General features: G+C 65.3%; 20 protein-coding genes. 12 read left to right on the plus strand and 8 right to left on the minus strand.

Translation table 11 applies throughout. The features are described from left to right. Window positions 1–43: 43 nt before the first annotated feature. A complete protein-coding gene (locus GXB81_RS09715; protein ID WP_167284112.1) occupies window positions 44–1,006 on the minus strand; it encodes a GlxA family transcriptional regulator in 963 nt (320 codons plus the stop codon). A 269-nt stretch (window positions 1,007–1,275) separates the two neighbouring features. Between GXB81_RS09715 and GXB81_RS09720 the strand changes: the two genes are divergently transcribed. The 4 genes from GXB81_RS09720 to GXB81_RS09735 all read left to right on the plus strand — a co-directional run bounded on the left by GXB81_RS09720 (window position 1,276) and on the right by GXB81_RS09735 (window position 5,961). Then, window positions 1,276–2,283 (plus strand): LysR family transcriptional regulator, encoded by a 1,008-nt coding sequence (locus tag GXB81_RS09720; protein WP_241016300.1) that lies wholly within the window; start codon window positions 1,276–1,278, stop codon window positions 2,281–2,283. A gap of 104 nt (window positions 2,284–2,387) precedes the next feature. Further along, the gene (locus GXB81_RS09725) at window positions 2,388–3,581 is read left to right on the plus strand and encodes a CaiB/BaiF CoA-transferase family protein (RefSeq protein ID WP_167038965.1); all 1,194 of its coding nucleotides are present in this window, start codon (window positions 2,388–2,390) and stop codon (window positions 3,579–3,581) included. Then, window positions 3,578–4,543 (plus strand): hydroxymethylglutaryl-CoA lyase, encoded by a 966-nt coding sequence (locus tag GXB81_RS09730; RefSeq protein WP_205988995.1) that lies wholly within the window; start codon window positions 3,578–3,580, stop codon window positions 4,541–4,543. Before GXB81_RS09725 ends, GXB81_RS09730 begins: the two co-directional genes overlap by 4 nt. A gap of 80 nt (window positions 4,544–4,623) precedes the next feature. Further along, window positions 4,624–5,961, plus strand: a complete 1,338-nt coding sequence (locus tag GXB81_RS09735; RefSeq protein WP_167284110.1) for an MFS transporter — start codon at window positions 4,624–4,626, stop codon at window positions 5,959–5,961. A 439-nt stretch (window positions 5,962–6,400) separates the two neighbouring features. On the opposite strand, the gene GXB81_RS09740 is transcribed toward GXB81_RS09735, so the two are convergent. After that, a complete protein-coding gene (locus GXB81_RS09740; protein ID WP_205989002.1) occupies window positions 6,401–7,318 on the minus strand; it encodes an AraC family transcriptional regulator in 918 nt (305 codons plus the stop codon). 212 nt (window positions 7,319–7,530) lie between these two features. Between GXB81_RS09740 and GXB81_RS09745 the strand changes: the two genes are divergently transcribed. Together GXB81_RS09745 and GXB81_RS09750 are read left to right on the plus strand one after the other, a co-directional pair. Next, entirely contained in the window at window positions 7,531–8,433 is a 903-nt protein-coding gene (locus tag GXB81_RS09745) for an EamA family transporter (RefSeq protein ID WP_205988996.1), read from the plus strand. Between the two features lie 212 nt (window positions 8,434–8,645). Continuing rightward, window positions 8,646–8,903 (plus strand): hypothetical protein, encoded by a 258-nt coding sequence (locus tag GXB81_RS09750; RefSeq protein WP_167038975.1) that lies wholly within the window; start codon window positions 8,646–8,648, stop codon window positions 8,901–8,903. Window positions 8,904–9,086: 183 nt separating this feature from the next. Here the strand turns inward: GXB81_RS09750 and GXB81_RS09755 are convergent, their stop codons facing one another. Then, the gene (locus tag GXB81_RS09755; protein ID WP_167284107.1) at window positions 9,087–9,746 is read right to left on the minus strand and encodes a GntR family transcriptional regulator; all 660 of its coding nucleotides are present in this window, start codon (window positions 9,744–9,746) and stop codon (window positions 9,087–9,089) included. Window positions 9,747–10,109: 363 nt separating this feature from the next. On the opposite strand from GXB81_RS09755, the gene GXB81_RS09760 reads away from it, so the two are divergent. Further along, window positions 10,110–11,249 carry a branched-chain amino acid ABC transporter substrate-binding protein gene (locus GXB81_RS09760; protein WP_205988997.1) on the plus strand — a complete coding sequence of 380 codons (1,140 nt, stop codon included), beginning with the start codon at window positions 10,110–10,112 and terminating at the stop codon, window positions 11,247–11,249. Window positions 11,250–11,475: 226 nt separating this feature from the next. On the opposite strand, the gene GXB81_RS09765 is transcribed toward GXB81_RS09760, so the two are convergent. The 4 genes from GXB81_RS09765 to GXB81_RS09780 all read right to left on the minus strand — a co-directional run bounded on the left by GXB81_RS09765 (window position 11,476) and on the right by GXB81_RS09780 (window position 16,934). Next, window positions 11,476–13,206, minus strand: coding sequence for a cyclic nucleotide-binding domain-containing thioredoxin-disulfide reductase (locus GXB81_RS09765; protein ID WP_205988998.1), 1,731 nt, complete (start codon window positions 13,204–13,206; stop codon window positions 11,476–11,478). An 84-nt stretch (window positions 13,207–13,290) separates the two neighbouring features. Next, complete coding sequence (locus GXB81_RS09770) at window positions 13,291–14,283, minus strand: DedA family protein/thiosulfate sulfurtransferase GlpE (protein ID WP_205988999.1); 993 nt, start codon at window positions 14,281–14,283, stop codon at window positions 13,291–13,293. A 355-nt stretch (window positions 14,284–14,638) separates the two neighbouring features. Beyond that, on the minus strand, window positions 14,639–14,890 hold the full coding sequence (locus GXB81_RS09775; protein WP_008921056.1) for a hypothetical protein: 252 nt from the start codon (window positions 14,888–14,890) through the stop codon (window positions 14,639–14,641). A 643-nt stretch (window positions 14,891–15,533) separates the two neighbouring features. Further along, window positions 15,534–16,934, minus strand: a complete 1,401-nt coding sequence (locus GXB81_RS09780; protein WP_167284103.1) for a GntP family permease — start codon at window positions 16,932–16,934, stop codon at window positions 15,534–15,536. Window positions 16,935–17,236: 302 nt separating this feature from the next. Here GXB81_RS09780 and GXB81_RS09785 point away from each other — a divergent pair, with 302 nt between their 5' ends. From GXB81_RS09785 to GXB81_RS09800, 4 genes are all read left to right on the plus strand, one after another. Beyond that, a complete protein-coding gene (locus tag GXB81_RS09785; protein ID WP_167284102.1) occupies window positions 17,237–18,718 on the plus strand; it encodes a sigma 54-interacting transcriptional regulator in 1,482 nt (493 codons plus the stop codon). Between the two features lie 97 nt (window positions 18,719–18,815). Next, window positions 18,816–19,076 (plus strand): hypothetical protein, encoded by a 261-nt coding sequence (locus tag GXB81_RS09790; RefSeq protein ID WP_167038987.1) that lies wholly within the window; start codon window positions 18,816–18,818, stop codon window positions 19,074–19,076. A 589-nt stretch (window positions 19,077–19,665) separates the two neighbouring features. Further along, window positions 19,666–19,869, plus strand: a complete 204-nt coding sequence (locus GXB81_RS09795; RefSeq protein WP_167038989.1) for a hypothetical protein — start codon at window positions 19,666–19,668, stop codon at window positions 19,867–19,869. Window positions 19,870–20,215: 346 nt separating this feature from the next. Further along, window positions 20,216–20,512, plus strand: coding sequence for an H-NS histone family protein (locus tag GXB81_RS09800; RefSeq protein WP_167038991.1), 297 nt, complete (start codon window positions 20,216–20,218; stop codon window positions 20,510–20,512). A 26-nt stretch (window positions 20,513–20,538) separates the two neighbouring features. Here the strand turns inward: GXB81_RS09800 and GXB81_RS09805 are convergent, their stop codons facing one another. Further along, a complete protein-coding gene (locus tag GXB81_RS09805; RefSeq protein WP_205989000.1) occupies window positions 20,539–21,078 on the minus strand; it encodes a hypothetical protein in 540 nt (179 codons plus the stop codon). Window positions 21,079–21,366: 288 nt separating this feature from the next. Here GXB81_RS09805 and GXB81_RS09810 point away from each other — a divergent pair, with 288 nt between their 5' ends. Beyond that, a complete protein-coding gene (locus tag GXB81_RS09810; RefSeq protein WP_167038995.1) occupies window positions 21,367–22,968 on the plus strand; it encodes a peptide chain release factor 3 in 1,602 nt (533 codons plus the stop codon). Window positions 22,969–23,414: the final 446 nt, after the last annotated feature.

Consider the following 23,414-nt stretch of genomic DNA (forward strand, 5'->3'; position numbering starts at 1 on the left):
GTGATCGTTGGCTTGCAGAGTCGCCGATTTTCTCACGTCGCCTTCACGACGAACGGAAACGCTCGCGATACTGCATCGGGGTTACGCCAAGCCGCTTCGCAAACACGATGCGCATGCGGTCGGCGGTGCCGAAGCCGCAATCGTAGGCGATCGCCTTGAGTGCCGCGCCGCTGCTTTCGAGCAGTTTGCGCGCGGCATCGACGCGCGCGCGTTCGACGAATTCATGCGGCGTCACGCCGGTTTCCTGCACGAACACGCGCGCGAAGTTGCGCGCGCTCATGCCGGCGACGTCGGCGAGCTGCCTGACCGTAAAGCTCTCGCGGATGCGCGCCATCACGTGCGCCTGGACTTTCGCGGCGGGCGAGGTGTCGTCGGCGGGCGCGGTCAGGTAGGGGCTGAATTGCGACTGGCCGCCCTGGCGCTGCGCGAATACGACGAGCCGCTTGGCGACCGCGAGCGCCGTGTGCGGACCGTGATCCTCGGCCACCAGCGCGAGCGACAGGTCGATGCCGGCCGTCACGCCCGCCGACGTCACGAGCGGTCCGTCGCGCAGATAGATGCGATCGAAGTCGACATGCGCGCGCGGAAACCGCGCGGCCAGTTGCGCCGCATGCTGCCAGTGCGTCGTGACGTTGCGCGCGTCGAGCAGCCCGGCGTGACCGAGCGCGAAGGCACCGGTGCAGATCGAGCCGTAGTGCCCGCAGCGTGTCGCGACGTTCGCGAGCCAGTCGAGCAGCCGCGCGTCGGCCACGTCGTTGTCGGGCAGCGCGGGACCGCCCGCGACCAGCGCGAGATCGAACGGCTCGCGCGCCTCATCGAACGTTGCATCGGCGCTCAGCGTCATGCCGTTCGACGCGCGCAGCGGCGCGGCATCGGCGGCCAGCAGCTTCACTTCGTAGTGCTCGCGTGGCGCGATGAAGCGGTTCGCTTCGGAAAACACGTCGACGGGGCCGGCGACGTCGAGCGCCTGCACGCCGGGGAAGATCGCGATCGCGACGGTGGGCATCGAAAGACTTCCTGGGTGGATGAGCGGAATCCGCGCGCGGCGGCAGGCCAGCATAGCAAACGCGCCTTGACGCTGCACCGCGCGCCGCGTTGATTCCCCTTCCTGCCGTACGTCAGCGCGAAGTTGCACGACATGGAGCTCGTCTTGCCCTGTGGTCGCGAGCACGAGCGCTTCGAAGCGGACGGCGCAAACGCGGCAGTGCGATAAAGTTCGATAGACTGTACGGCGTCATCTTCGAGCGGGACGAATCGCATTCCCCGCGCCGCGCCATGGTCATCAAAAACCTTCTCCGCAAGCTCGATCTCACCACGCTTCAGCTGTTCCTTGCCGTCTTCGAGGAAGGCACGCTCACGCGAGCCGCCGAGCGCGAGGCGATTGCCGTGTCGGCCGCGAGCAAGCGTCTGCTCGAACTCGAACAGGCGGTCGGCGCGACGCTGTTTCAGCGCAACGCGCGCGGCATGACGTTGACGCCGGCCGGCGAAACGCTGCTGCATCACGCGCGCCGCGTGATGCGCGACATCGAGAACATCGGCATCGAACTGGCCGGTCATGCGAGCGGCGTGCGCGGCTACGTGCGGATGATGGCGAACCTGTCGGCGATCGTCGAATTTCTGCCCGAGGACCTGCGCGCGTTCCAGTTGCAGCACGAGCGCGTCAAGCTCGATCTCGAGGAGCGGCCGAGCGGCGGCGTCGTCAAGGCCGTCGACGACAGCCTCGCCGATCTCGGCATCTGTTCCGGCGACGCCGACACGCGCGAGCTGCACGTCGAGCACTACCGGCGCGATTCGCTCGTGATCGTGATGCGCGACGATCATTCGCTCGCCTCGCGCGCGAGCATCGGCTTCGCCGAAACGCTCGACGGCGATCACGTCGGTCTGCATTCCGCGAGTTCGATCAACGCGCGCACGCACCTCGCCGCGCACCAGGCCGGCAAGCCGCTGCGGCTGCGCATCCACGTGCCGGGTTTCGACGCGGTGTGCCGGATGGTGCAGGCCGGCATGGGCGTCGGCGTGCTGCCGCGCAAGGTGTGTCAGCTGATGGGCCGGCCGCTCGGCCTCGTCGGCGTGCCGCTCGAAGACGACTGGGCCGAGCGCAGCCTCGTGATCGTGGCGCGCGACCTCGACGCGCTTTCGCCGGTGGGCCGGCTGCTGTTCGATCATCTGCGCACAGTCGAAGCGTTGGAAGAGGCGGGCGATTCCGCGACCGCCGGCGCATCGGGCGCATCCGCGACGCCTGCCGCCACCGTCACCACCCCGCCCGCCAAACGCCGCCGCTGAGCGTTCGTCGTTCGCGAACGGTCCTTGGCGAATTGCGGTTGGACCCACCGCCGCACCGCTTCTAAGCTGTCTCCCAACACCAAACCAACTCCGGAGACTGCACCATGGCTGGACCCCTTCAGGGTATTCGCGTCGTCGAGATCGGAACGCTCATTGCCGCGCCGTTTGCCGCGCGCCTCATGGCCGAGTTCGGCGCCGAAGTCATCAAGATCGAAGCGCCCCAAACCGGCGATCCCCTTCGCAAATGGCGCAAGCTCCATGAAGGCACCTCGCTCTGGTGGTATCTGCAGTCGCGCAACAAGAAATCCGTCTGCGTGAATCTGAAATCGGCCGATGGTATCGAGGTCGTCAAGCGCCTCGCCGCCGATGCCGACGTCGTAATCGAAAACCTGCGCCCCGGCGCGCTCGAAAAGCTCGGCCTCGGCTGGGACGTGCTGCACGCGCTCAATCCGAAACTGACGATGGTGCGCATCTCCGGCTACGGCCAGTCCGGCCCGTATCGCGACCGGCCGGGCTTCGGCGCGATCGGCGAGGCGATGGGCGGCATCCGCTACACGACCGGCGAAGTGGACGGCGCGCCGGCGCGCGTCGGCGTGAGTCTCGGCGACTCGCTCGCGTCGCTGCACGGCGTGATCGGCGCGCTGATGTCGCTGCTGCGCGTGAAGACGGGACAGGGCGAAGGCCAGGTGGTCGACGTGTCGCTCGTCGAGAGCGTGTTCAATCTGATGGAAAGCCTCGTGCCCGAATACGACCTGCTCGGCCACGTGCGCGAGCGCAGCGGCGGCGCGCTGCCGGGCATCGCGCCGTCGAACACGTATCGCACGCAAGACGACGGCTATGTCGTGATCGCGGGCAACAGCGATCCGATCTTCAAGCGCCTCATGCATCTGATCGGCCGCGCCGATCTCGCCGACGATCCCGCGCTCGCCTACAACGACGGCCGCGCGAAGCAGGCCGCGATGCTCGATCAGGCGATCACCGCATGGACCTCGCAGCATACGACCGAAGACGTGCTGGCCGCGCTCGAACGTGCCGAAGTGCCGTCGGGGCGCATCTATTCGGTGGCCGACATCGTGGCCGATCCGCACTACCAGGCGCGCGAGATGCTGCTGCAGGCGCAACTGCCGGGCGGCGCGTCGGTAAAGATGCCGGGCATCGTGCCGAAGCTCTCGGACACTCCGGGCGAAGTGCGCTGGCAAGGTCCCGCGCTCGGCGAGCATACCGGCAGCGTGCTGAGCGACCTCGGCTTTGAAAACGACGACATCGAGCGGCTGCGCCGCGAAGGAGCCGTGCAATGAGCGCCGCCATCTACTCCACCGCCGACACTGCCTCGCTCGACAAACTGATCGTGCAGGAAGTCGCGCCGCGCGACGGTCTGCAGATCGAGCCCACCTGGGTCGACACGCCGGACAAGATCGCGCTGATCAACGCGCTTTCCACATGCGGCTTCACGCGCATCGAGGGAGGCTCGTTCGTCTCGCCGAAAGCGATTCCGGCGCTGCGCGACGGCGAGGCCGTATTCCAGCAGATCGAGCGACAGCCCGGCGTGATCTACGTCGCGCTGATTCCGAACCTGAAGGGCGCCGAGCGCGCGCTGTCCGCGCGCGCCGACGAGCTGAACCTCGTCATGTCGGCGAGTCAGACCCACAACCGCGCGAACATGCGCATGAGCTGCGAGTCGTCGCTCGCCGCGTTCGGCGACATCGTGCGCCACGTCAAGGGCTCGGGCGTGCTGCTCAACGCGACGGTGGCGACCGCGTTCGGCTGTCCGTTCGAAGGCCGCATCGACGAAGACCGCGTGGCCGGCATCGTCGATACGTATCGCGAGATGGGCATCGAAGGCATCACGCTCGCCGACACGACCGGCATGGCGAATCCGCGCCAGGTCGCGCGGCTCGTCGCGCGCGTGCTCGAACGCGTGCCGGCCTCGGCGCTCACGCTGCATTTTCACAACACGCGCGGCTTGGGCCTCACCAACGTGCTGGCCGCCTACGAAGCCGGCGCGCGCCGTTTCGACGCCGCGCTCGGCGGCCTCGGCGGCTGTCCGTTCGCGCCGGGCGCGTCCGGCAACATCTGCACGGAAGACCTCGTCAACCTGTGCGACGAAGTGGGGATTCCGACCGGGATCGATCTGGAGAAGCTGCTGGTGCTGTCGCGCGGCTTGCCGGCGCTGCTCGGCCACGACGTGCCGGGGCAACTCGCCAAGGCGGGCCGCAATTGCGACCTGCATCCGGTGCCCGAATACGTGCGGCAGATCTGACCGGCCACACGGCAACCATCATCGACCATCAACCATCAAGCGACCGGACGGCGGCGCCGAATCCGGCATTGGAGACAAGCATGAGTGACCTGGGCGTAGCGGCGGACAGTAGCCGCACAGGCAGCGACGATCTCGCGGCCATCATCCGTAAAGTCGCGTGGCGGCTGATGCCGCTCATCATGATCTGCTACCTGTTCGCGTTCTTCGACCGCATCAACATCAGCTTCGCGAAGTTCCAGTTGCAGAGCGATCTCGGTTTGTCCGACACCGCATACGGCCTCGGCGCGAGTCTGTTCGTGATCGGCTATGTGTTGTTCGAAGTCCCGAGCAACCTGTTCCTCTACAAGGTCGGCGCGCGGCGCTGGATCGCGCGGATCATGATTTCGTGGGGTCTCGCGACCGCCGCGATGGTGTTCGTCAACAACGAATGGCAGTTCTACGGATTGCGCTTCGTGATCGGCGCGATGGAAGCGGGCTTCGCGCCCGGCGTGCTGTACTACCTGACGCTGTGGTTTCCGACCGCCTATCGCGGCCGCATCACGTCGATGCTGTTTCTCGCCTCGGCGTTTTCGGGGCTCGTCGGCGCGCCGCTCGCGGGGCTCGTGATCGGCCATCTGGACGGCGCGCTCGGCATGCCGGGCTGGCACTGGCTGTTCCTGCTCGGCGGCATGCCGTGCATCGTGCTCGGTGTGCTGGTGCTGCTGCTGCTGAAGGATCGCATCGAGGACGCGGGCTGGCTGTCGGCCACGGAAAAGACCGTGCTCTCCGCGCAGATCGCGCAGCAGAGCCGTCATCCCGCAAGCGGCCATTCGCTGATGGGCGCGCTCAAAACGCCGGGCTTTCTGACGCTCGGGCTCGTGTACTTCCTGATCCAGATCGCCTCGTACGGATTGAATTTCTGGGCGCCGCACCTGATTCACGTGGCGGGCACGAAGAACCCGACCGTGGTCGGCCTGCTGACGGCGGTGCCGTATGTGTGCGGTGCGATCTGCATGGTCGTGGTGGGGCGTCTGTCCGATGCGAGCGGCGAGCGGCGCAAGTTCGTGTTCGGGCTGCTGCTGATGTCGGCAATCGGCTTCTTTGCGGCGGGCTACTTCGACAAGCAGACCGCGTTGCTGGTCGTCGCGCTCGCGGTGATGGGCGCGGGCGTGGTGGCGTCGATCCCGGCGTTCTGGGCGCTGCCGCCGAAGCTGCTCGCGGGAGCCGGCGCCGCCGGCGGGATCGCGCTGATCAACACGCTCGGCCAGTTGGGCGGGATCGTGAGCCCGGTGATGGTCGGCCGCGTGAAGGATCTGACCGGCAGCACGACGCCGGCCTTGTACGTGATCGGTGTGCTGAGCGTCGTGTGCGCGCTGATCGTGCAGTATGGCCTGCCGGAGTCGCTGCGGCGCCGGGAAACCGAAACCGCGCAGGGATGATGGCGCGGACGGGACGGCGGGCTGCGTCGGACGATGCGCCCCGGCCCGCCGCCCCGTTGCCTGCTGCCGAACCTGAGAGAGATACGCCTGCTGCGTCAATCACTTGGCAGGACTATGCGCAGGTTGTCCACAAGCTTGTTCCCAAAATATGTGGACAACTCCATGTCGAGGACGATGGGCGTTGTATGGTGTCCCTGGCAAAGCGGTCGGGCCGTGCGGTTTGCCGGGCGGCGGCGCAGGCTGCCTACGCGTGAACCGCAAGCGGATAATGCCGCTGCGTCAATGACTTGGATGGCCTATGAGAAGGTTGTCCACAGCCTTGCCAACATTTTACGTGGACAAGTTTCCACATCGGCTTTAGCTCAGCGATCCTCAATATCGGGTATGGGCTTCGCGTTTCCCACCTCAATTCCCGCCGCCGCCCGGGCTCATCCTTCAATTACCCGCCCATCACCTGCCGATACACGCTCGGCGTCACCCCCGCGCTTTCGCGAAAGCGATGGCTGAAGTGGCTTGCGTTCGCATAACCGCATTGCTCGGCGATCCGCGCGAGCGGCAGCGCGGTCGTGCGCAATAGCGTGCGCGCGTGTTCGAGCCGCTGCTGCGCGATCCACGCGGCGGGCGGCAGACCGAACGACTCGCGGAACATGCGCGCCAGGTGGAACTCCGAGAGCGCCGCGACTTCCGATAGCTCGCCGAGCGTAAGCGGCTGCGCCAGATGGCTGTCGATATAGTCGCGCAGCCGCCGGCGCGTCGCGACCGACAGCCCGCCCTTCGGCGAGACGCCGGTGCGCCGCACGCCTTGTCCGCGCAACAGCAGGCTCAGCGCCTCATGCGCGGCTTCGTTGGTGCGCAGCAGGCCGTCGGGGCTTGACCAGTCCTCGTTGACGAGCGACTGGCACAGCGTCGAGAGATGCGGGTCCTCGAAATAGGTGCGATCGGCGAGCGTCAGTTCGCGCGGCTCGCGGTCGAGTTCCTGCACCGCGCGCCGCGTGAAGTGCTCGGGCAGGAAGTACAGGTGCATGAAATGCATGTGGCCGCGCACCCACCAGCGCGATTCGTGATCGCCGGGCAGCGCGCACAGCCGCGACGGCGCGCCGTAGTGGCCCGGCATTTTCTGGCGCTCGGTGCGGTAGCCGCCGTCGAGATAGCACGACAGCGTGTGATGGCCCGGCCGCTCGTAGACGGTTTCGGCCTCTTTCGTGTTGCGTGTCCAGAGCGCGATCGCGAGTCCGTCGCCGAGCCATGCGAAGCGGTCCAGATTCGCGTTGGCGCTGGCGAGCGTATGACAGACCGACTGCAGACCGAACGGCGTGCCGGCAGCGGAGATCTCGGGGATAGACGGGCTGGCGTTCACGGCGGCGAGCGGACGATGGGCGGCGAGGGGTGGATGGCTGAGCGGCCAGTATACGGCGAGCCTCGCGAGGCCGCCCAGCGCCGCGAAAATGTGCGCAATCCTGGACAAGTCCGGACGGCGGCGCGGCGGCATAGTCGGGTTTTCGTCATCGCGGCTTACCGTGGCCTGCCGCGCGACATGGCCGACCACGGATTGCCGACCCGGGCTTCATCATGAATCTGCTGCTCTATGTTTCGACCGTGCTGATCTGGGGCACCACCTGGATCGCGATCAAATGGCAACTCGGCGAGGTGCCGCCGCCCGTGTCGATTGCGTGGCGCTTCTGGATCGCGGCGCTGCTGCTGTTCGCGCTGCTGCGCGTCATGCGCCGGCCGATCTGGCCGCCGCGCGCCGCGTGGCGCTATCTCGTCGCGCAGGGCCTCGCGCTGTTCTGCCTCAATTTCCTGTGCTTCTACTACGCCGAGCAGATCGTGCCGAGCGGTCTCGTCGCGGTCGTGTTTTCCACCGCGCCGCTGCTGAACTCGATCAACGGCCGGCTGTTCATGGGCCGTCCGCTGCAACCGACGGCGATCGCGAGCGCGCTGCTCGGGCTCGTCGGCATCGTCTGTCTGTTCGTGCAGCAGATGGCCGGGCACCTCGGCGATCACACCGCGTGGCTCGGGCTCGGCGTCGCCTTGCTCGGCACGCTGTGCTTCTCGGCCGGCAACCTGTTGTCGAGCCGCATGCAATCGATGGGCCTGCATCCGTTCGCGACCAATAGCTGGGCGATGCTGATCGGCGCCGGCATCCTGACGATCGGCAGCGTATTCGCCGGCTACTCGTTCGCGCCCGATCTGTCGCCGCGCTATCTCGGCGCGCTCGCCTACCTCGCGGTATTCGGCTCGGTGATCGGCTTCACGGCCTACCTGATGCTGGTCGGACGCATGGGACCGGAGCGCGCCGCTTACTGCACGGTGCTGTTTCCGATTGTCGCGCTGGCGGCGTCGACGATTTTCGAGGGCTATCGCTGGTCCGCGCTCGCCGTGGTTGGACTGCTGCTCGTGGTGGCCGGCAACCTCGTCGCATTCGATCTGACGCGGCGCATTTTCGTGCGGCGTACGGTGACGGGGTCGTGAGCGGGGGGCTTCACTGCCACCGCTTAAGGTGAGGATGTTCGGGAGCGGAAAAAGCCTCTGCATCGACACCAGGTGAGTGTTTCCGGGAGCCGGTTTTACCGGCTCCGATAACCGACGAATGCCGGGGACACGAATGGACGGCGGCGCACGATCGGTATATAACAACGTGACAGGTTCGTTCACCGATGCATCAACAGGAGCGATGTTTCATCATGACGCAAGACGTTTCTCCCAAGCCGCCTTCCGACGATCGTCCCGGGATGGAGCAGCTCGACGCGGCGCTCAGCCATGTCGATCAACAGGTATCGTCGGGCAACATCGCGTCGGGTGCGGCGAAGGGCATTGTGTATAGCCTGATCGAAACGCTCGGCGCGCTGGTCGGCGATCCCGATCTGCCGGAGCATGCTCGCTCGGGTTACGAAGGACTGCTGGAAGCCGCGCGCGAGTTGCGCGCGAAGCTCGAGCACTAAGGCGGATTGCCGGATGGGCCGTTGATGAGGCCTTGAAGCGGGCCTTTGAAGCGGATCGTTGAAGCGTCCATCTGCCTTGGCGCCTCACGAGCGCTGTCCACGATAAAAAAGCGCACGGTGTCATTCACCGTGCGCTTTTTTTCATGTCTGCTCAGCGGCCTGACCGCCGGGTAGCCTGACCCGTTACCCGAGGCGGGCGGCCGCCAAGACTTCGCGCTTGGTTTCGAGAATGTGCTGCTCGAGCAGCGTCACGACCTCGTCGACGGCGCGCCGCTTGCACGCGTCGAGAATGCGGTAATGGTCGTGCTGCACGTCGTCCTTTTGCGTATCCAGCGACATCCGCAGATGCGGATAGCGATTCGTCGTGCTCAGGCAATACTCCTCGATCATCTTCTTGAGCCGCTCGTTATTCGACGGCGCGCACAGTGCCAGATGGAATTGCCGGTTGCACTCCGCCCATTCGGCCGGGGTCGTGGCGATGTCGTATGAGGCGAGGATGCGCTTCATCAGCTCGATGTCGGCGGACACCATGTTGGGCACCGCGAGCTTCGCCGCATAACTTTCGAGCGCGGCGCGGATGTCGAGCAGCTCGCAAATCTCGCTCGTCGACATCGCGATCACCACCGCGCCGCGATTCAGCTGATAACTGACCAACCCTTCCGCTTCGAGTTGCCGCAACGCTTCCCGCACCGGAATCCGGCTCGCGCCGAAGCGCTCCGCCAGATTTTCCTGGCGCAGTTGCGTACCGGGCGGCAACTGTCCCCGCAGGATTTCATCGCGCAGTTGATCCCGGATGGACTGCGGCAGCGATCGTTGCTCTGCCTTGGCCTGCACTGTCGTCATGGGTAAAAGCCGGTCGTGCGCCGACCGACGAAAAAAGTTGTCGTCAAAATTGTGGGTTGCTATGATTGTATCCAATCAGCGCATCTATGGATAAATATCACCAAGATGTGAATCCAATATGTCGTCGCACCAAAGCCTGGAAAACCATGCCCGACGCACCCGGAGACAAGCAACCCATCTTAGCGTATGACCCGGCTCGTCGGAGCGCGGGCCCGGTCCGCGTGTGCGCCGATTTCAGATGAGCAAAAAGCAGTACCCAACGGCTTGACGGGCGCCGCGCCGGTTGTGCGCGGTGAGCCTTCTCGTGCCATTTCATAACGAAGATATAACGAAGACGAAGAGGAGCATCAGATGAGCATGCGCATGAAACACATCGCATCTGGCGTGGCCGCCAGCGTGCTCTGTTTGAGCGGAGCGAGCGCGTTTGCGCAGCAGGCACAGGACGTGAAGATCGGTTTCGCCGCGCCGTTGACCGGCGGGCAGGCGCACTACGGCGAAGATTTCCGCAGCGGCGTGACGCTGGCGCTCGAAGACTTCAATGCCACCAAGCCGGTGATCGGCGGCAAGCCGGTGCACTTCGTGCTCGATGCGGCCGACGACCAGGCCGACCCGCGCACCGGCACGACCGTCGCGCAAAAGCTCGTGGACGATGGCGTTGCCGCTGTGATCGGCCACTTCAATTCCGGCACCAGCATTCCGGCGGCGCCGATCTACGCGAAGGCCGGCATTCCGGAACTCGCGACCGCCACCGCGCCGGCCTACACCGCGCAAGGGCTGCCGACCACCTTCCGCCTCGTCACGTCCGATGCGCAGCAAGGCGGCGTGCTCGGCAAATACGCGGTGGAAGACCTGAAGTTCAAGCGCTTCGCGATCGTCGACGACCGCACCGCGTACGGCCAGGGCGTGGCGGAAGAATTCGCCAAGGCGGTCAAGGCGGCGGGTGGCACCATCGTCGCGCAGGAGTTTACCAACGACAAAGCCGTCGATTTTCGCGCCATCCTGACCCACATCAAGCAGGCGGACGCGGACGCGATTTTCTACGGCGGCGCGGACACGCAAGCCGCGCCGCTCCTCAAGCAGATGCGTTCGCTGGCGATCAGGAGCACGCTGATCGGCCCAGACATGATTCACTCCGATGAACTGCTCAAGATTGCCGGTCCTGCGGCTGAAGGCGTGCTGGCGTCGTCGGGCGGCAGTCCGCTGGACCAGATGCCGGGCGGCAAGTCGTACGTCGACCGCTACAAGAAACGCTTCGGCACCGAGGTCCAGCTGTATTCGCCGTACGCGTACGACGGCACGATGGCCGTGCTCAACGCGATGAAGAAGGCCGACTCGGTCGATCCGCACAAGTATCTGCCGGTGCTGAAAGCAACGCAGATGAAGGGCGTGACGACCAACGAACTCGCCTATGACGATCACGGCGATCTGAAGTACGGCGGCGTGACCGTCTACAAGGTGAACAACGGCGCATGGGCAGCGCTGCAAACGGTCGGCACGAAATAACCGCTGCGGAACGATCCGTTAATCGTGCCGCTGGCGCTGTATCGCGGCGTTGGCGGTAACGAGGCGGTCGAATCCGGCGGTGAGACTTGGGCGGTGAAAATCGCGGCGCAAGGAAGCTTAAGGTTTCCTGAGGATCGTCCACCGGTTCGCGACCCGTGCCGCATGGCCCCGCGTGCGGCGCGGCGTTGACTCCAGACCCCAGCGCGCGAATCGCGGGCGATAAATCTCACGCGCCCAGCGCCACCGCTTCCTCGCCGACCGCCGCCAGCAACTGATGAATCTGCGCGACCGCCGCCGCGCCTTCCCCCACCGCCGCCGCCACCCGTTTCGTCGACCCCGCGCGCGCGTCGCCGATCGCGTACACGCCCTTGACCGTGGTGGCGAGATCGCAGGCCGCAGCCGAGCCATCCGTGCCGACGCCGGTCAGCACGAAGCCCTTTTCGTCGAGCTGCACGCCGCAGGTGCGCAGCCATTCGGTGTTCGGGTCCGCGCCCGTGAAGAGGAACAGATGCCGCGTGTCGAGGCGGCTCACGCCATCGGGTAGTGGCCTTTTCAGCGCGACCGAGACGAGTCCGTCCTCATCGCCGTCGAGCCGGCCGATTTCCGAATTCGGATGCACGAACACGTTCGGCAGTGAGCGGATACGGTCGATCAGGTAGCGCGACATCGTCGCCTCGAAACCGCTGCGGCGAATCAGCACGTGAACCTTGGCCGCGTGCGTCGCCAGATAGACGATCGCCTGGCCGGCCGAGTTGCCGCCGCCCACGAGCACGACTTCCTGGCGCTTGCAGAGCTTTGCCTCGACCGGCGATGCCCAGTAATAAACGCCGCGTCCGTCGAAGCGTTCGAGCCCTTCGAGCGCGGGCCGCCGGTATACCGCGCCGCTTGCGATCACGATCGCCCGCGCGCTGATGTGGCCGCCGCATTTCAATTCGAGCCGGTACGGCGACTGGCCGCACTGGAGTGCCTTCACGTTGACCGGAATCGCCACGTGCGCGCCGAACTTCTGCGCCTGCACGAAGGCGCGGCCCGCGAGCGCCTGGCCCGAGATGCCGGTCGGAAATCCGAGGTAGTTTTCGATCCGCGAGCTGGCGCCCGCCTGGCCGCCCGGCGCGCGGCTGTCGAGCACGATCACCGAAAGCCCTTCGGAAGCCGCGTACACCGCGGCGGCGAGGCCCGCCGGCCCGGCGCCGACGATTGCCACGTCGTACACGTGCGAGTCGTCGAGATCGGGCAGGAGACCGAGGCAGGTCGCGAGTTCCGGCATGCTCGGATGACGCAGCACCGAGCCGTCCGGGCAGATCACGAGCGGCAGGTCCTCGCGCTGCGCGGCGAATTGCCCGATCAGACGCAACGCGTCTTCGTCGCGCTCGTCGATTACCGAATGTGGATGGCCGTTGCGCGACAGGAAGCCTTGCAGCATCACGAGCCGCGCGTCGTTGCTGTTGCCGATCAGGATCGGCCCGCCCGCGCCTTTTTCGATCAGCGAGACTCGCCGCAGGATCAGCGCCCGCATGATGCGCTCGCCGAGTTCCGCCTCGGCGACGAGCAGCGCGCGCAGACGCTCGGGCGGGATCAGCAGCGCCTGCACCGAACCGAGCGCCATGCCGTTGACGAGCGCCGGCTTGCCCGACAGTTGTCCGACTTCGGCCAGAAAATGTCCCACGCCATGCTCGCCGATCACGACCTCGCGGCCGATGCCGTCGCGCTGATACAGCTTCACGCTCCCTTCGAGCAGCACGAACATGCCGGGGCCGGGCTGACCGGTCTCGAACAGCAGTTCGCCGGCCTGCCAGTGACCGGTCTCGTCGAAGCGGCGCAGCCGGTCGATTTCCGCGCAGGTGAGCGCGGGGAACATCTGGTGCATGCGCATCGACAGCGACGAAAACGGCGCGTCGGCGACGACTCCCTGCTGTCCGTCCATCTCTTGAGTCGAAACGTCCTGAGTCGAAAGCATTGAACCGCTCCTTCGGTGTTCATTGAACGATTGAACGGAAGGCGAAGCGGCGCGCGGGCACGCGCGAGAGCCGCGCGCGCCGTGCTAGACGGCTTTGGGCGCGATGTCCTCGACCGCGACTTCCGCCTTCGGCGCGTCGGGCAACGCATCCACCGGCTCGCCCGAGTCGCGCCACGCTTCCATGCCGCCGCGCAGCGGCAGCACGTCGGAGAAACCGGCCGCGCTCAGTTGCTTCGCCATCCACGCCGCGGAAATCTCGTTCGGGCAGGAACAGTAGATCACCAGCTTCTGGTCGTGCGGATAATTGGCGACGATGTTCTCGAGATGCCGCTCGTCGGCGAATTGCGCGCCGGGAATCACGAACGGATCGAGCTTGCGTTTCTCGTCCGAACGGATGTCGAACACGACCGGCGCGTTGCCGGCCGCGAACAGCTTGCCGAGTTCGTTGACCTCGATGCGTCCCGACTCGAGCGTCGCGAGCAACTGGCGGCGCCGGATCCACCGGTATGCCGCGTACAACAGCAGCAGCGCCACGACGATGAGCGCCGCGGTGCGGCCGAGCCGGCCGGCGACCGCGAACAGCATGTCGATCTGCCGCGAGAACAGCGCACCGATGATGAGCCCGGTGCCCGACCACAGCGCCGCGCCGATGCCGTCGTAGCTGAGGAAGGTGCGGTAGCGCGTGCCCATGGCGCCCGCCATCGGAATCGACACGATCGACAGGCCCGGGACGAACTTCGCGATGGCCAGCACGCGCACGCCCCAGCGGCCGAAGAAGCGCTCGGTTTTCTTCACGCAGGTGTCCCGCGAAAGCGACAGCCGGCAGATCGTTTTCAGCGTATTGCCGCCGTAGATGCGGCCGGCGAGATACCACGCGCTGTCGCCGATCAGGGTGGCGAAGATCGACAGCACGAGAACGGGCATCAGTTGCGTGCCGACGGAGCCGGGGTGCATCGCCGCCATCGCGCCGAACAGCACGAGTGACGGCATGGCCGGCACCGGCAGCCCGAGTGCGGCGGCCAGCACGTTGACGAATACGAGCGCGGGGCCGTATTGCTCGACGAGGTCATGTAGCATCGGTTTACGTCCGTGGCCCTTGCGGGCGCGTCACGGTGAGGAGAGCAAAGGGGAATGCAAGGATTATGGACGCATTTTCGAGGCGTGCAAACGACCCGGACGCGTGCCCGTCATGCACAGGTCGAAACGCGGTCATGGCGCGCCGGGGGCTTGGCGCTCGCGTGCGGAAACGATCGTAAAAACGCGCGCGCGCAGGCATGCGGAAAAGCGTCTTCTATTAGCCGCCGCGGCGGAACAACGATGCGCGGTTTGGCGCTCGCGGACAGGGCAGGCGCGAACAATGCCGCCTACCCGCATCGGCCGCGGGCGCGCGATGCGGGCAACGCATGCGGCGCTCGTGTGCCGCATGCCGGTTTTACTGACGATGATTGTGTTGCTCGCCCGGCAACTCGGCGCCGTGCGCGCGGATCGCGGCAATCAGTTCGGCGGGCGTGATTTCGTAGCGCACTTCGCGATGTATGCCCGGTTTGCGCTCATCGACTTCGATCAGCAGGATGCCTTTGCCGTCTTCGGTCGATTCGAGGCGCAGCGAGCGGAGTTCGCGCGCCGTTGCGTCGTCGTATTCGGTGAGCAGGGCCATTGACCCGGAGGACCCGGTGATGCGCATCGAAGTTGTCCTTCTTCCGTTGTTGATCGAATCATTGTACGGGCAGGCGCGCGTACCGTCTGCCGCGCCTGCCCGCCGTGCATGTCCTTCTCTGTCACGCCCGGGTTGTGCTTGAGTGTGGCGCCGCCTGTATGGTGACCCCGGTGCGTTTCAATCAGTTTAACGCGACTCCCCGCTATGACGACTGCATTTTTCATGCTCCTCGGCGGCGCGCGATGTGTGCGCGGTTGTCATGCGGGTGACGTGCGGGCAAGGTAGATGAGGCAATGCATTGCGGTACGGGTGCAGCGCGCAGGAGAGCTTACGGATCGTCAGGACAGCGTAGCGGCGGCTCCCGTATTGACTCACCGTTGGCTGTTCGTCCTGCGGCTCGCAACGCCTCGTATTTCGTCCACCTGCGCCACGATCAGCAAGACCATGAAAAAATGGCCCGTCCGGATAAGCGGACAGGCCGTTAAACGCCGTTGTTACTCGGGTCAGGCTGCCCTTGCAACGATTGGGCGCTGACATTCCCATCCTCTTGCTTCAGTGGCGGCTTGTCGAGGTGGGAGTAATGCCGATCTATCAGATCAATGCGGCGGGGCCGGTAAAAACGCCCGCGCCCCGTGCGAACCGATGCGGTTGAACTGCAGTTAGGTCGGGGTTAAACCAGGCCCGTTGCGTAATACACGGTGATGACGAAGAACACGGCCAACGTCTTGATGACCGTGACCGCGAAGATGTCGCGATACGACTGGCGATGCGTGAGCCCCGTCACCGCGAGCAGCGTGATGACCGCGCCGTTGTGCGGCAGCGTGTCCATGCCGCCGCTCGCCATCGCGACCACGCGATGCAGCACTTCGAGCGGAATATGCGCGGCTTCGGCGCCCTTGATGAACACGTCCGACATCGCCGCGAGCGCGATGCTCATGCCGCCCGACGCCGAGCCCGTGATGCCCGCGAGCGTGCTGACCGACACGGCCGCATTGACGAGCGGATTGGGGATGCTCTTCAGCGCATCGCCGACCACGAGGAAGCCCGGTAGCGCCGCGATCACGCCGCCGAAGCCGTATTCCGACGCGGTATTGAGCGACGCGAGCAGCGCGCCCGCGACCGCCGCCTTGGTGCCGACCGCGAAGCGCTGGCTCACGCGGCCGAACGCGGTCACGACGACCATCACGATGCCGAGCAGCAGCGCGCCCTGCACGGCCCAGATCGCGACCACGGCCTTGACCGTCGTTTCGACCGGCGCATGCAGGCCGGGCAGGATGTCCGGCGTGATCGTGTAGGTCGGGCCGTACCAGGTCGGAATCCAGCGCGTCAGCAGGAAGTTCGCGACGCCGACCACGACGAGCGGCGCAACCGCGAGCAGCGGATGCGGCAGCTGCTTCGACTCGACGCGCTCCGGTTCGTTGACGAGCTCCGTGCCGTAGCCTTCGCCGGTCGCCATCGCGGCGCGGCGGCGCCATTCGAGATACGTCAGGCCGACCGCGATGATGAACAGCGAGCCGATCACGCCGAGCGTCGGCGCGGCCCACGAGGTCGTCTTGAAGAACGTCGTCGGGATGATGTTCTGGATCTGCGGCGTGCCGGGCAGCGAGTCCATCGTGAACGAGAACGCACCGAGCGCGATCGCGCCGGGCATCAGGCGCTTCGGAATATTGCTCTGGCGATACAGTTCGGCCGCGAACGGGTAGACCGCGAACACGACCACGAACAGCGATACGCCGCCGTAGGTGAGCAGTGCGCACACCGCGACGATCACCGCATTCGCGCGCGAGCGGCCGATATAGCGGATCGCGGCTGCGACGATCGCTTCCGAGAAACCCGACAGTTCGATGACCTTGCCGAACACGGCGCCGAGCAGGAACACCGGGAAGTAGAGCTTCACGAAGCCGACCATCTTGTCCATGAAGATGCTCGTGAAGACGGGCGCGACGGCGGCGGGTTCGGTGGCGAGAACGGCGGCGAGCGCGGCGATCGGCGCAAACAGGATGACGCTGTAGCCGCGATACGCGGCGAACATCAGGAACGCCAGCGCGGCGAGGACGATGACAAAGGACATTGAGTCTCCAAAGCTTGGTTGTTCTGCATGTAGGCCGCGCTGACGACACGGCGGGGCGGCGGCGAAAGCGCGGCTCGTGCCGTGCCCGATGGCGTGAGCCGGACGCTTGTGACGGCATCGCGAGGCAACGCGGCCGATTGTACAGAAACGTCTCCGATTCGGGACGTCATTGTGCTGAAGATAGTCAAAACCTGGGATAAACCTCAATAAAACAGGCTTTGCCGCGTGTCTCTAAATGGAGATAATCGTGTCCACGAAAAGAGACGAAGACAAGCACTACGATACGTGGAGACAGCGACAGCATGATGACCGACTGGGCGGGCTTGCCCGCCACCTACGGCGACGTATTGCGCCGGGCGATGGATTCGCTCTTTCGCACGTTCGAGAATTTCAGCGAAGGCACCTTCATCGTCGACGCGCAAGCGCGCGTCGTCTGGATCAACAAGCGCTACGCGGCGCGCTTCGGCTTCCCGGACCCGCAGCAGGCGATCGGCCGCGATTGCGAAGCGGTGATCCCGAACAGCCTGATGCGCGAGGTCGTGAACACCGGCAAGCCGATCCTGCTCGACATCATGGAGACGGATCGCGAACCGCTCGTCGTCACGCGTCTGCCGCTCAAGGACGACGCCGGCGCGACGATCGGCGCGGTCGGCTTCGCCCTGTTCGACGAACTGAAGGCGCTCACGCCGCTCTTTTCGCAGTATTCGCGGCTGCAGCAGGAACTGATCGCGACGCGCCAGTCGCTCGCGCAGGCGCGTCGCGCGCGCCATACGTTCGGCAGCTTCGTCGGCACGAGCGCGGCGTCGCTCGAAGTGAAGCGCCAGGCGCGGCGCGCGGCGCAACTCGAAGCGCCGGTGCTGCTGTCCGGCGAAACCGGCACCGGCAAGGCACTGCTCGCGCATGCGATCCACGGCGGCTCGGCGCGCGCGCATCGGCCGCTCGTGAGCGTCAACGTCGCGGCGCTTCCGGAGACGCTGCTCGAAGCCGAACTGTTCGGCGCCGCGCCCGGCGCGTATGCGGGCACGGACCGCAAGGGGCGCGTCGGCAAGTTCGAGCTTGCCAACGGCGGCACGCTGTTTCTCGGCGAAATCGGCGATCTGCCGCTGCCGTTGCAGGGCGCGCTGCTGCGTGTGTTGCAGGACAAGGAATTCGAGCCGCCCGGCTCGAACCGGATCGCGCACGCGGACGTGCGGATCATCGCGGCGACCTCGGTGGACTTGCCCGCGCTAGTCGCGGCCGGGCGTTTTCGCGCGGACCTGTTCTACCGGCTCAACGTGCTGACGATCCACGCGCCCGCGCTGCGCGAGCGTCCGTCCGATATCGAAGCGCTTGCGTATGCGATGCTCGAAGACCTCGCGGCGCAGACGCGCGGCGGCGCTCACTTCGAATTGCAGGACGACGCCTTGCGCCTGCTCTGTGCATACGACTGGCCCGGCAACGTGCGCGAGTTGCGCAACACGCTCGAGCGCGCGGTGATGCTGTCCGACAGCGAGCGGATCGACGCGCGCACGCTCGCGCCGTTCCTCGGCGCGGGGCAGGGCGGCGCGTTTGCCGCCGTCTTGCCGAAGGCAGCCGGGCCGGCCCATGCCTCCGGTGCCGCGGACCTCGCGGATATCGCCGCCGCACCGGCCTTATGGAGCGACGCCATGGCCGCCTACGAGAAGCGTTTCCTCAGCGATGCGTTGCGCGCGAACGGCGGCCGTGTGATCGACACCGCGAAGCAGATCGGCATGGGCCGCGCGACGCTGTACAAGAAGATCGCGGCGCACGGCATCGAGGTCTGAGCGGCGCGTTCGAGCGCATGCCGCCGCAAGTGACGCAGTGCGAGTGCCGCGTGGCACAATCGCGTGATCGAACAACAAGACGTGATCGGGGCATCCAATGAAACGCTGTCTTTCTCTCTTCGCGCGCCGTTCGGGCATCATGCTGGCTGCCGGTGCGGTCGTCGCGCTCGGCGGTTGCAGCAGCAGTGCGCCGTTGTTTCTCTCGGATGGCCGCGCGACCACGCTCGTGCAATGTCCGGTCGGCTCCGACTCGTGTTCCCAGCAGGCGAGCGCCAGCTGCAGCGGCGCATACGACGTCGTGCGTCAGTCGAGCGAGGGCGGCACGCTCAGCCTGATCTACGCCTGCCGCGCGAAGTAACCGGCACGCCAGTCACGCCAACGCCGCGCCGGTGCAACGCCGGCGCCGCCCGTACAGTCGCTACGGCACCGGCGCTTTCTGCGGATTGCGATCCAGTAAAACATGCGGGCTTTTCAGGCGCTATACATTGACGCTGCGCCAGTTAATCGTTTTTCCACCGCCTCAATCTCTTTATTTAGCATGCTCGTATTATTTCGACGAGCGCATGGCCGTCACAAATCGGTGCGTGTAATACACGTCCGATATCGGGTTGACATACAACATGGCTTTTACGAGCGGCGCTTTACCGGAGGCGCGCCGTGCACCCCCACAATTATTTTCCGCGAGAACATGGATTAAGCGTTAGCGGGTTCACCGTCGAACGTCGTCGGTGCGGAAGGTAACGGAACGCGAAGTTCGACAGCAGTATTCTTTTTAAACCGTTAGCGATTTAACCCCCGGCGGGCAGATTTTGCCGGGTTTTTCTGATGCTAGCAGGCGCTCAGGAAGTATTTTCCGCTCACGGTCGGGCCATGTCAGCGTGCGCTGGCTATCGCACTCATGTTTCGATTTTGCTTCGATATTAATCAATAGAAAACGGGGAAAAGCAATGAATCATCAGCAACTCGAAAAAGACATTGAGCATCTGGAGCAGATAATTTCCCATATTTCCGCAGAAGACCGTATTCCGTTGTCCTATTGGCGCAACCGGATCGAACTGGTTTCCTGCGCGGCTCTGGTGCCGTCGCAGGCCACTCGCGTCAAACGCCTGAATGCGGCGCTTAATGCACTCGAAAAACGGCGGAAAGTTTAATTGCCGGGAACCTGATTCCGGCAATCAAGGAAGTCCATGCATTCTTCGGCCGGGCAATTTTTTCGACCCGGCATGCGCCTATCGCGCTCGCGCGGCTGACTGGTCGAAGCCGCAAAAGCGCTGGCCGGTGCGCCCTCCCGATCGTCGACGATTGAGCGCCTTGAGTGTGCCTCGTGCCCATCGCACTCATCGCACTCATCGCACGGCGGCACGGCTCGCGCGGTCATTCAAGCCATCCAGGTATACGCCGCATTCACACGGTCGCGCGATTCACTATGCTGTGCTTGATTCCTCTGATAGTGTCCGCACAGCACAGCAGTTCGTCCAATGAGTGGGGAGCACCGGCATGGCCTCTTACAAACAGTTGACCGCACAACTCGAAAAACTCCATAAGGAAGTCGCTGTGGCTCGCGAACGCGAAATCGCGCAGGCCATTGCCGAGATCAGGCAGAAGGTGGCCGAATACGATCTCACCGCCGAGGAACTCGGTTTCACGAGCCCGGCGAAGCCGAAGCGCAAGGCTGCTTCGGCAGGGGTTGCCAAGTACCGCAACCCGAAAACCGGCGAAACGTGGAGCGGTCGCGGCCGTTCGCCCGCCTGGCTGGCCGGCAAGAATCGCGAGCGTTTTCTGATCGACGTTTGAGGCGTTCCGGCGCCGTTGGCCCATGCTCACCGACGCTTATCGAAGGCGTCGATGCCCGTTGGCGTGTAGCGTATTGCCATCGTCGCGCGATGCTCGCCGTGATTCGCTGCCGCCTTCTTTTCCCGATGTGATCCGCTTTCATCCGCGCCGTTGTCCAGGTCCTGAAAACGCTCACCTTTGAGTCGGGTTCGAATGCGAGTCGCGAGCTTTGTCGATGAGTTCGAGACTCGCGTGCTCGCTTCGGTGAGCCTGGTTTTATTGCGCGACGCACCGCCGGGCGCATACGCCGCCGCCGCGTTCCGGTGGCATACAGCGCTTGCCGAAAACCCGTACCCGCCTTTGCTGGCAGGCGTTTCCAGGCGTTTTCGAGCGGTTCGGCGCGGCGTATCGATAGCGATGCAGAGCGTTGCCGCCGTTTCTCCACGGTTTGCTTTTACGTTCCGTGCGCCGTAGCAGGTGCAGGGATGATCTTCGCGATCCTCACCTTTCGTCGCGTTTCGATTGCCATTGGCGAGAGTCCCGAAAACGCTCACCTTTCCCGCGCGAATGCGCACGCCGGCGTCCATGCCCGAGCATCGGGCGGCCCATGCCCCGCCCATCGCGCCGTTTCCACCGACCCCCTTTCCCCCGGCCGCCGCGCCGGACGTGTATCATTCGCACCTTGCGCGGCGATTCCCGCATTGTCGAACGCTGAGCCATGACCCGTTCGCCCGTCGTTTTCGACGCGGCACGAGCCGGTCGATCCCGGCTCTCGTCCGACTCCCGCAACTCGACGCCGCCGCGCCACGCGCGGCATACCGGCTGCCCGAGGCCGCGGCAATCGCCCGAACCCCTTTCCGTGACCGCCCGATCCGATGTCAGTCTCCGAACTCAAACGCCGCCGCACGTTCGCGGTCATTTCCCACCCGGACGCGGGTAAAACCACGCTGACCGAAAAGCTGCTGCTGTTCTCGGGCGCGATCCAGATTGCCGGCACCGTGAAGGGCCGCAAGAGCAACCGCTACGCGACGTCCGACTGGATGGAGATCGAAAAGCAGCGCGGCATTTCGGTCGCGAGTTCGGTGATGCAGTTCGAGTACGGCGATTGCGTCATCAACCTGCTCGACACGCCGGGCCACGAGGACTTCTCCGAAGACACCTACCGCGTGCTGACCGCGGTCGACGCCGCCGTGATGGTGATCGACGGCGCGAACGGCGTCGAAGCGCAGACGCTGAAGTTGCTCGAAGTCTGCCGCAGCCGCAAGACGCCGATCGTTACCTTCATCAACAAGCTCGACCGCGAAGTGCGCGAGCCGCTCGAACTGCTCGACGAAATCGAGCAGCACCTTGGCGTGTCGGCGGTGCCGTTCACGTGGCCGATCGGCATGGGCAAGGATTTTCAGGGCGTCTATGACGTCCAGCGCGACCAGGTGCGCGTGTTCCGCGCGGGCCAGGACACGGCCGGCGGCGAAGTCGAAACGCTGCAGGCGCTCTCCGACGAGGAAGGCGAGCGCCGTTTCGGCCACGCATGGGTGCGCGCGAAGGAAGAGATCGATCTGATCAGCGGCGCGACGCCCGCGTTCGATCGCGAGCAGTTCCTCGCGGGCCAGCAATCGCCGGTGCTGTTCGGCTCGGCGATCAACAACTTCGGCGTGAAGGAAATTCTCGACGCGCTCGTCGATCTCGCGCCGCCGCCGTCGATGCGCATGACGGTGCAGCGCCCCGTGCTGCCCGAAGAGCCGAAGTTCACCGGCGTCGTGTTCAAGGTGCAGGCGAACATGGACCTCGCGCACCGCGACCGCGTCGCGTTCATCCGCGTGTGTTCGGGGCGTTTCGAGCGCGGCATGGCGGTGAAGGTGACGCGGTCGAACAAGACGTTCCGCGCGAACAACGTCGTGACGTTCCTGTCGCAGCGCCGCGAGACCGTGAGCGAGGCGTATCCGGGCGACATCATCGGGATTCCGAATCACGGCACGCTGAGTCTCGGCGATACGCTGACCGAAGGCGAGCAACTGCAATTCGTCGGTTTGCCGTTCTTCGCGCCGGAAATTTTCCAGACTGTCGAAGTGGTCGATCCGATGCGCGCGAAGCAACTCGGCGAAGCGCTGAAGCAGCTTGGCGAGGAAGGCGCGATTCAGGTGTTCCGTCCCGAAGCGGGCGGCCTGATGATTCTCGGCGCGGTCGGCCAGCTGCAGTTCGAGGTGGTGTCGCACCGGCTGTCGACGGAGTACAAGGTCGACGTGCGCATGGCGCCGGCGCGTTACCGCCTGTCGCGCTGGGTGACCTGCGACGACGCGGCCGAGCTGCGCCGCTTCACCGATTCGTACTCGGCGCGGATCGCGCTCGATGCGTCCGACGCGCCGACCTATCTGGCCTCGCACGTGTCGGAGATCGAAGTCGCGCAGAAGGCGTGGCCGAAGATCGTGTTCAACGAGTTGCGCGAGCACTCGGGGGCACCGTTCAGGAAGACGATGTAAGGGCGTGAGGCGAGCGATAAGTCCGCTTTTCGCCGCTTCGCCTCCGAGCTTTTCAGCGCTGCATGGAGAAAAAACCGCGTCGGTTCATATCGACGCGGTTTTTTCTTTGCGGCGCGGAACATCGCGACACCGCGATACTGCGGCGCAGTGCGTCAACCACACGCATCGCCGCATTTTCGGCACCTCATCCCGCAGCCACGCCCCCAGCGCCTGCACATACCGCTCCATCACCGGCAATCCGGAATGCGCGTCCGACTTCGCCTATGCTGACGGAAGCGCCCGCCTCGTCGCGAAGCCGGCTCTTTTCCACTCCAACCGCATGGAGCGCCCGTGACCGTTCGCAATCTCGACGCCCTGTTCCGACCCAAATCCGTCGCCGTGATCGGCGCGTCCGAGCGGCCGGGCAGTACCGGCGCGATGGTCTGGGCGCGCGTGCTCGAAGGCGG

It is taken from the genome of Paraburkholderia sp. Ac-20336 (genome assembly GCF_017105025.1).
In the GTDB taxonomy this organism is placed as follows: domain Bacteria; phylum Pseudomonadota; class Gammaproteobacteria; order Burkholderiales; family Burkholderiaceae; genus Paraburkholderia.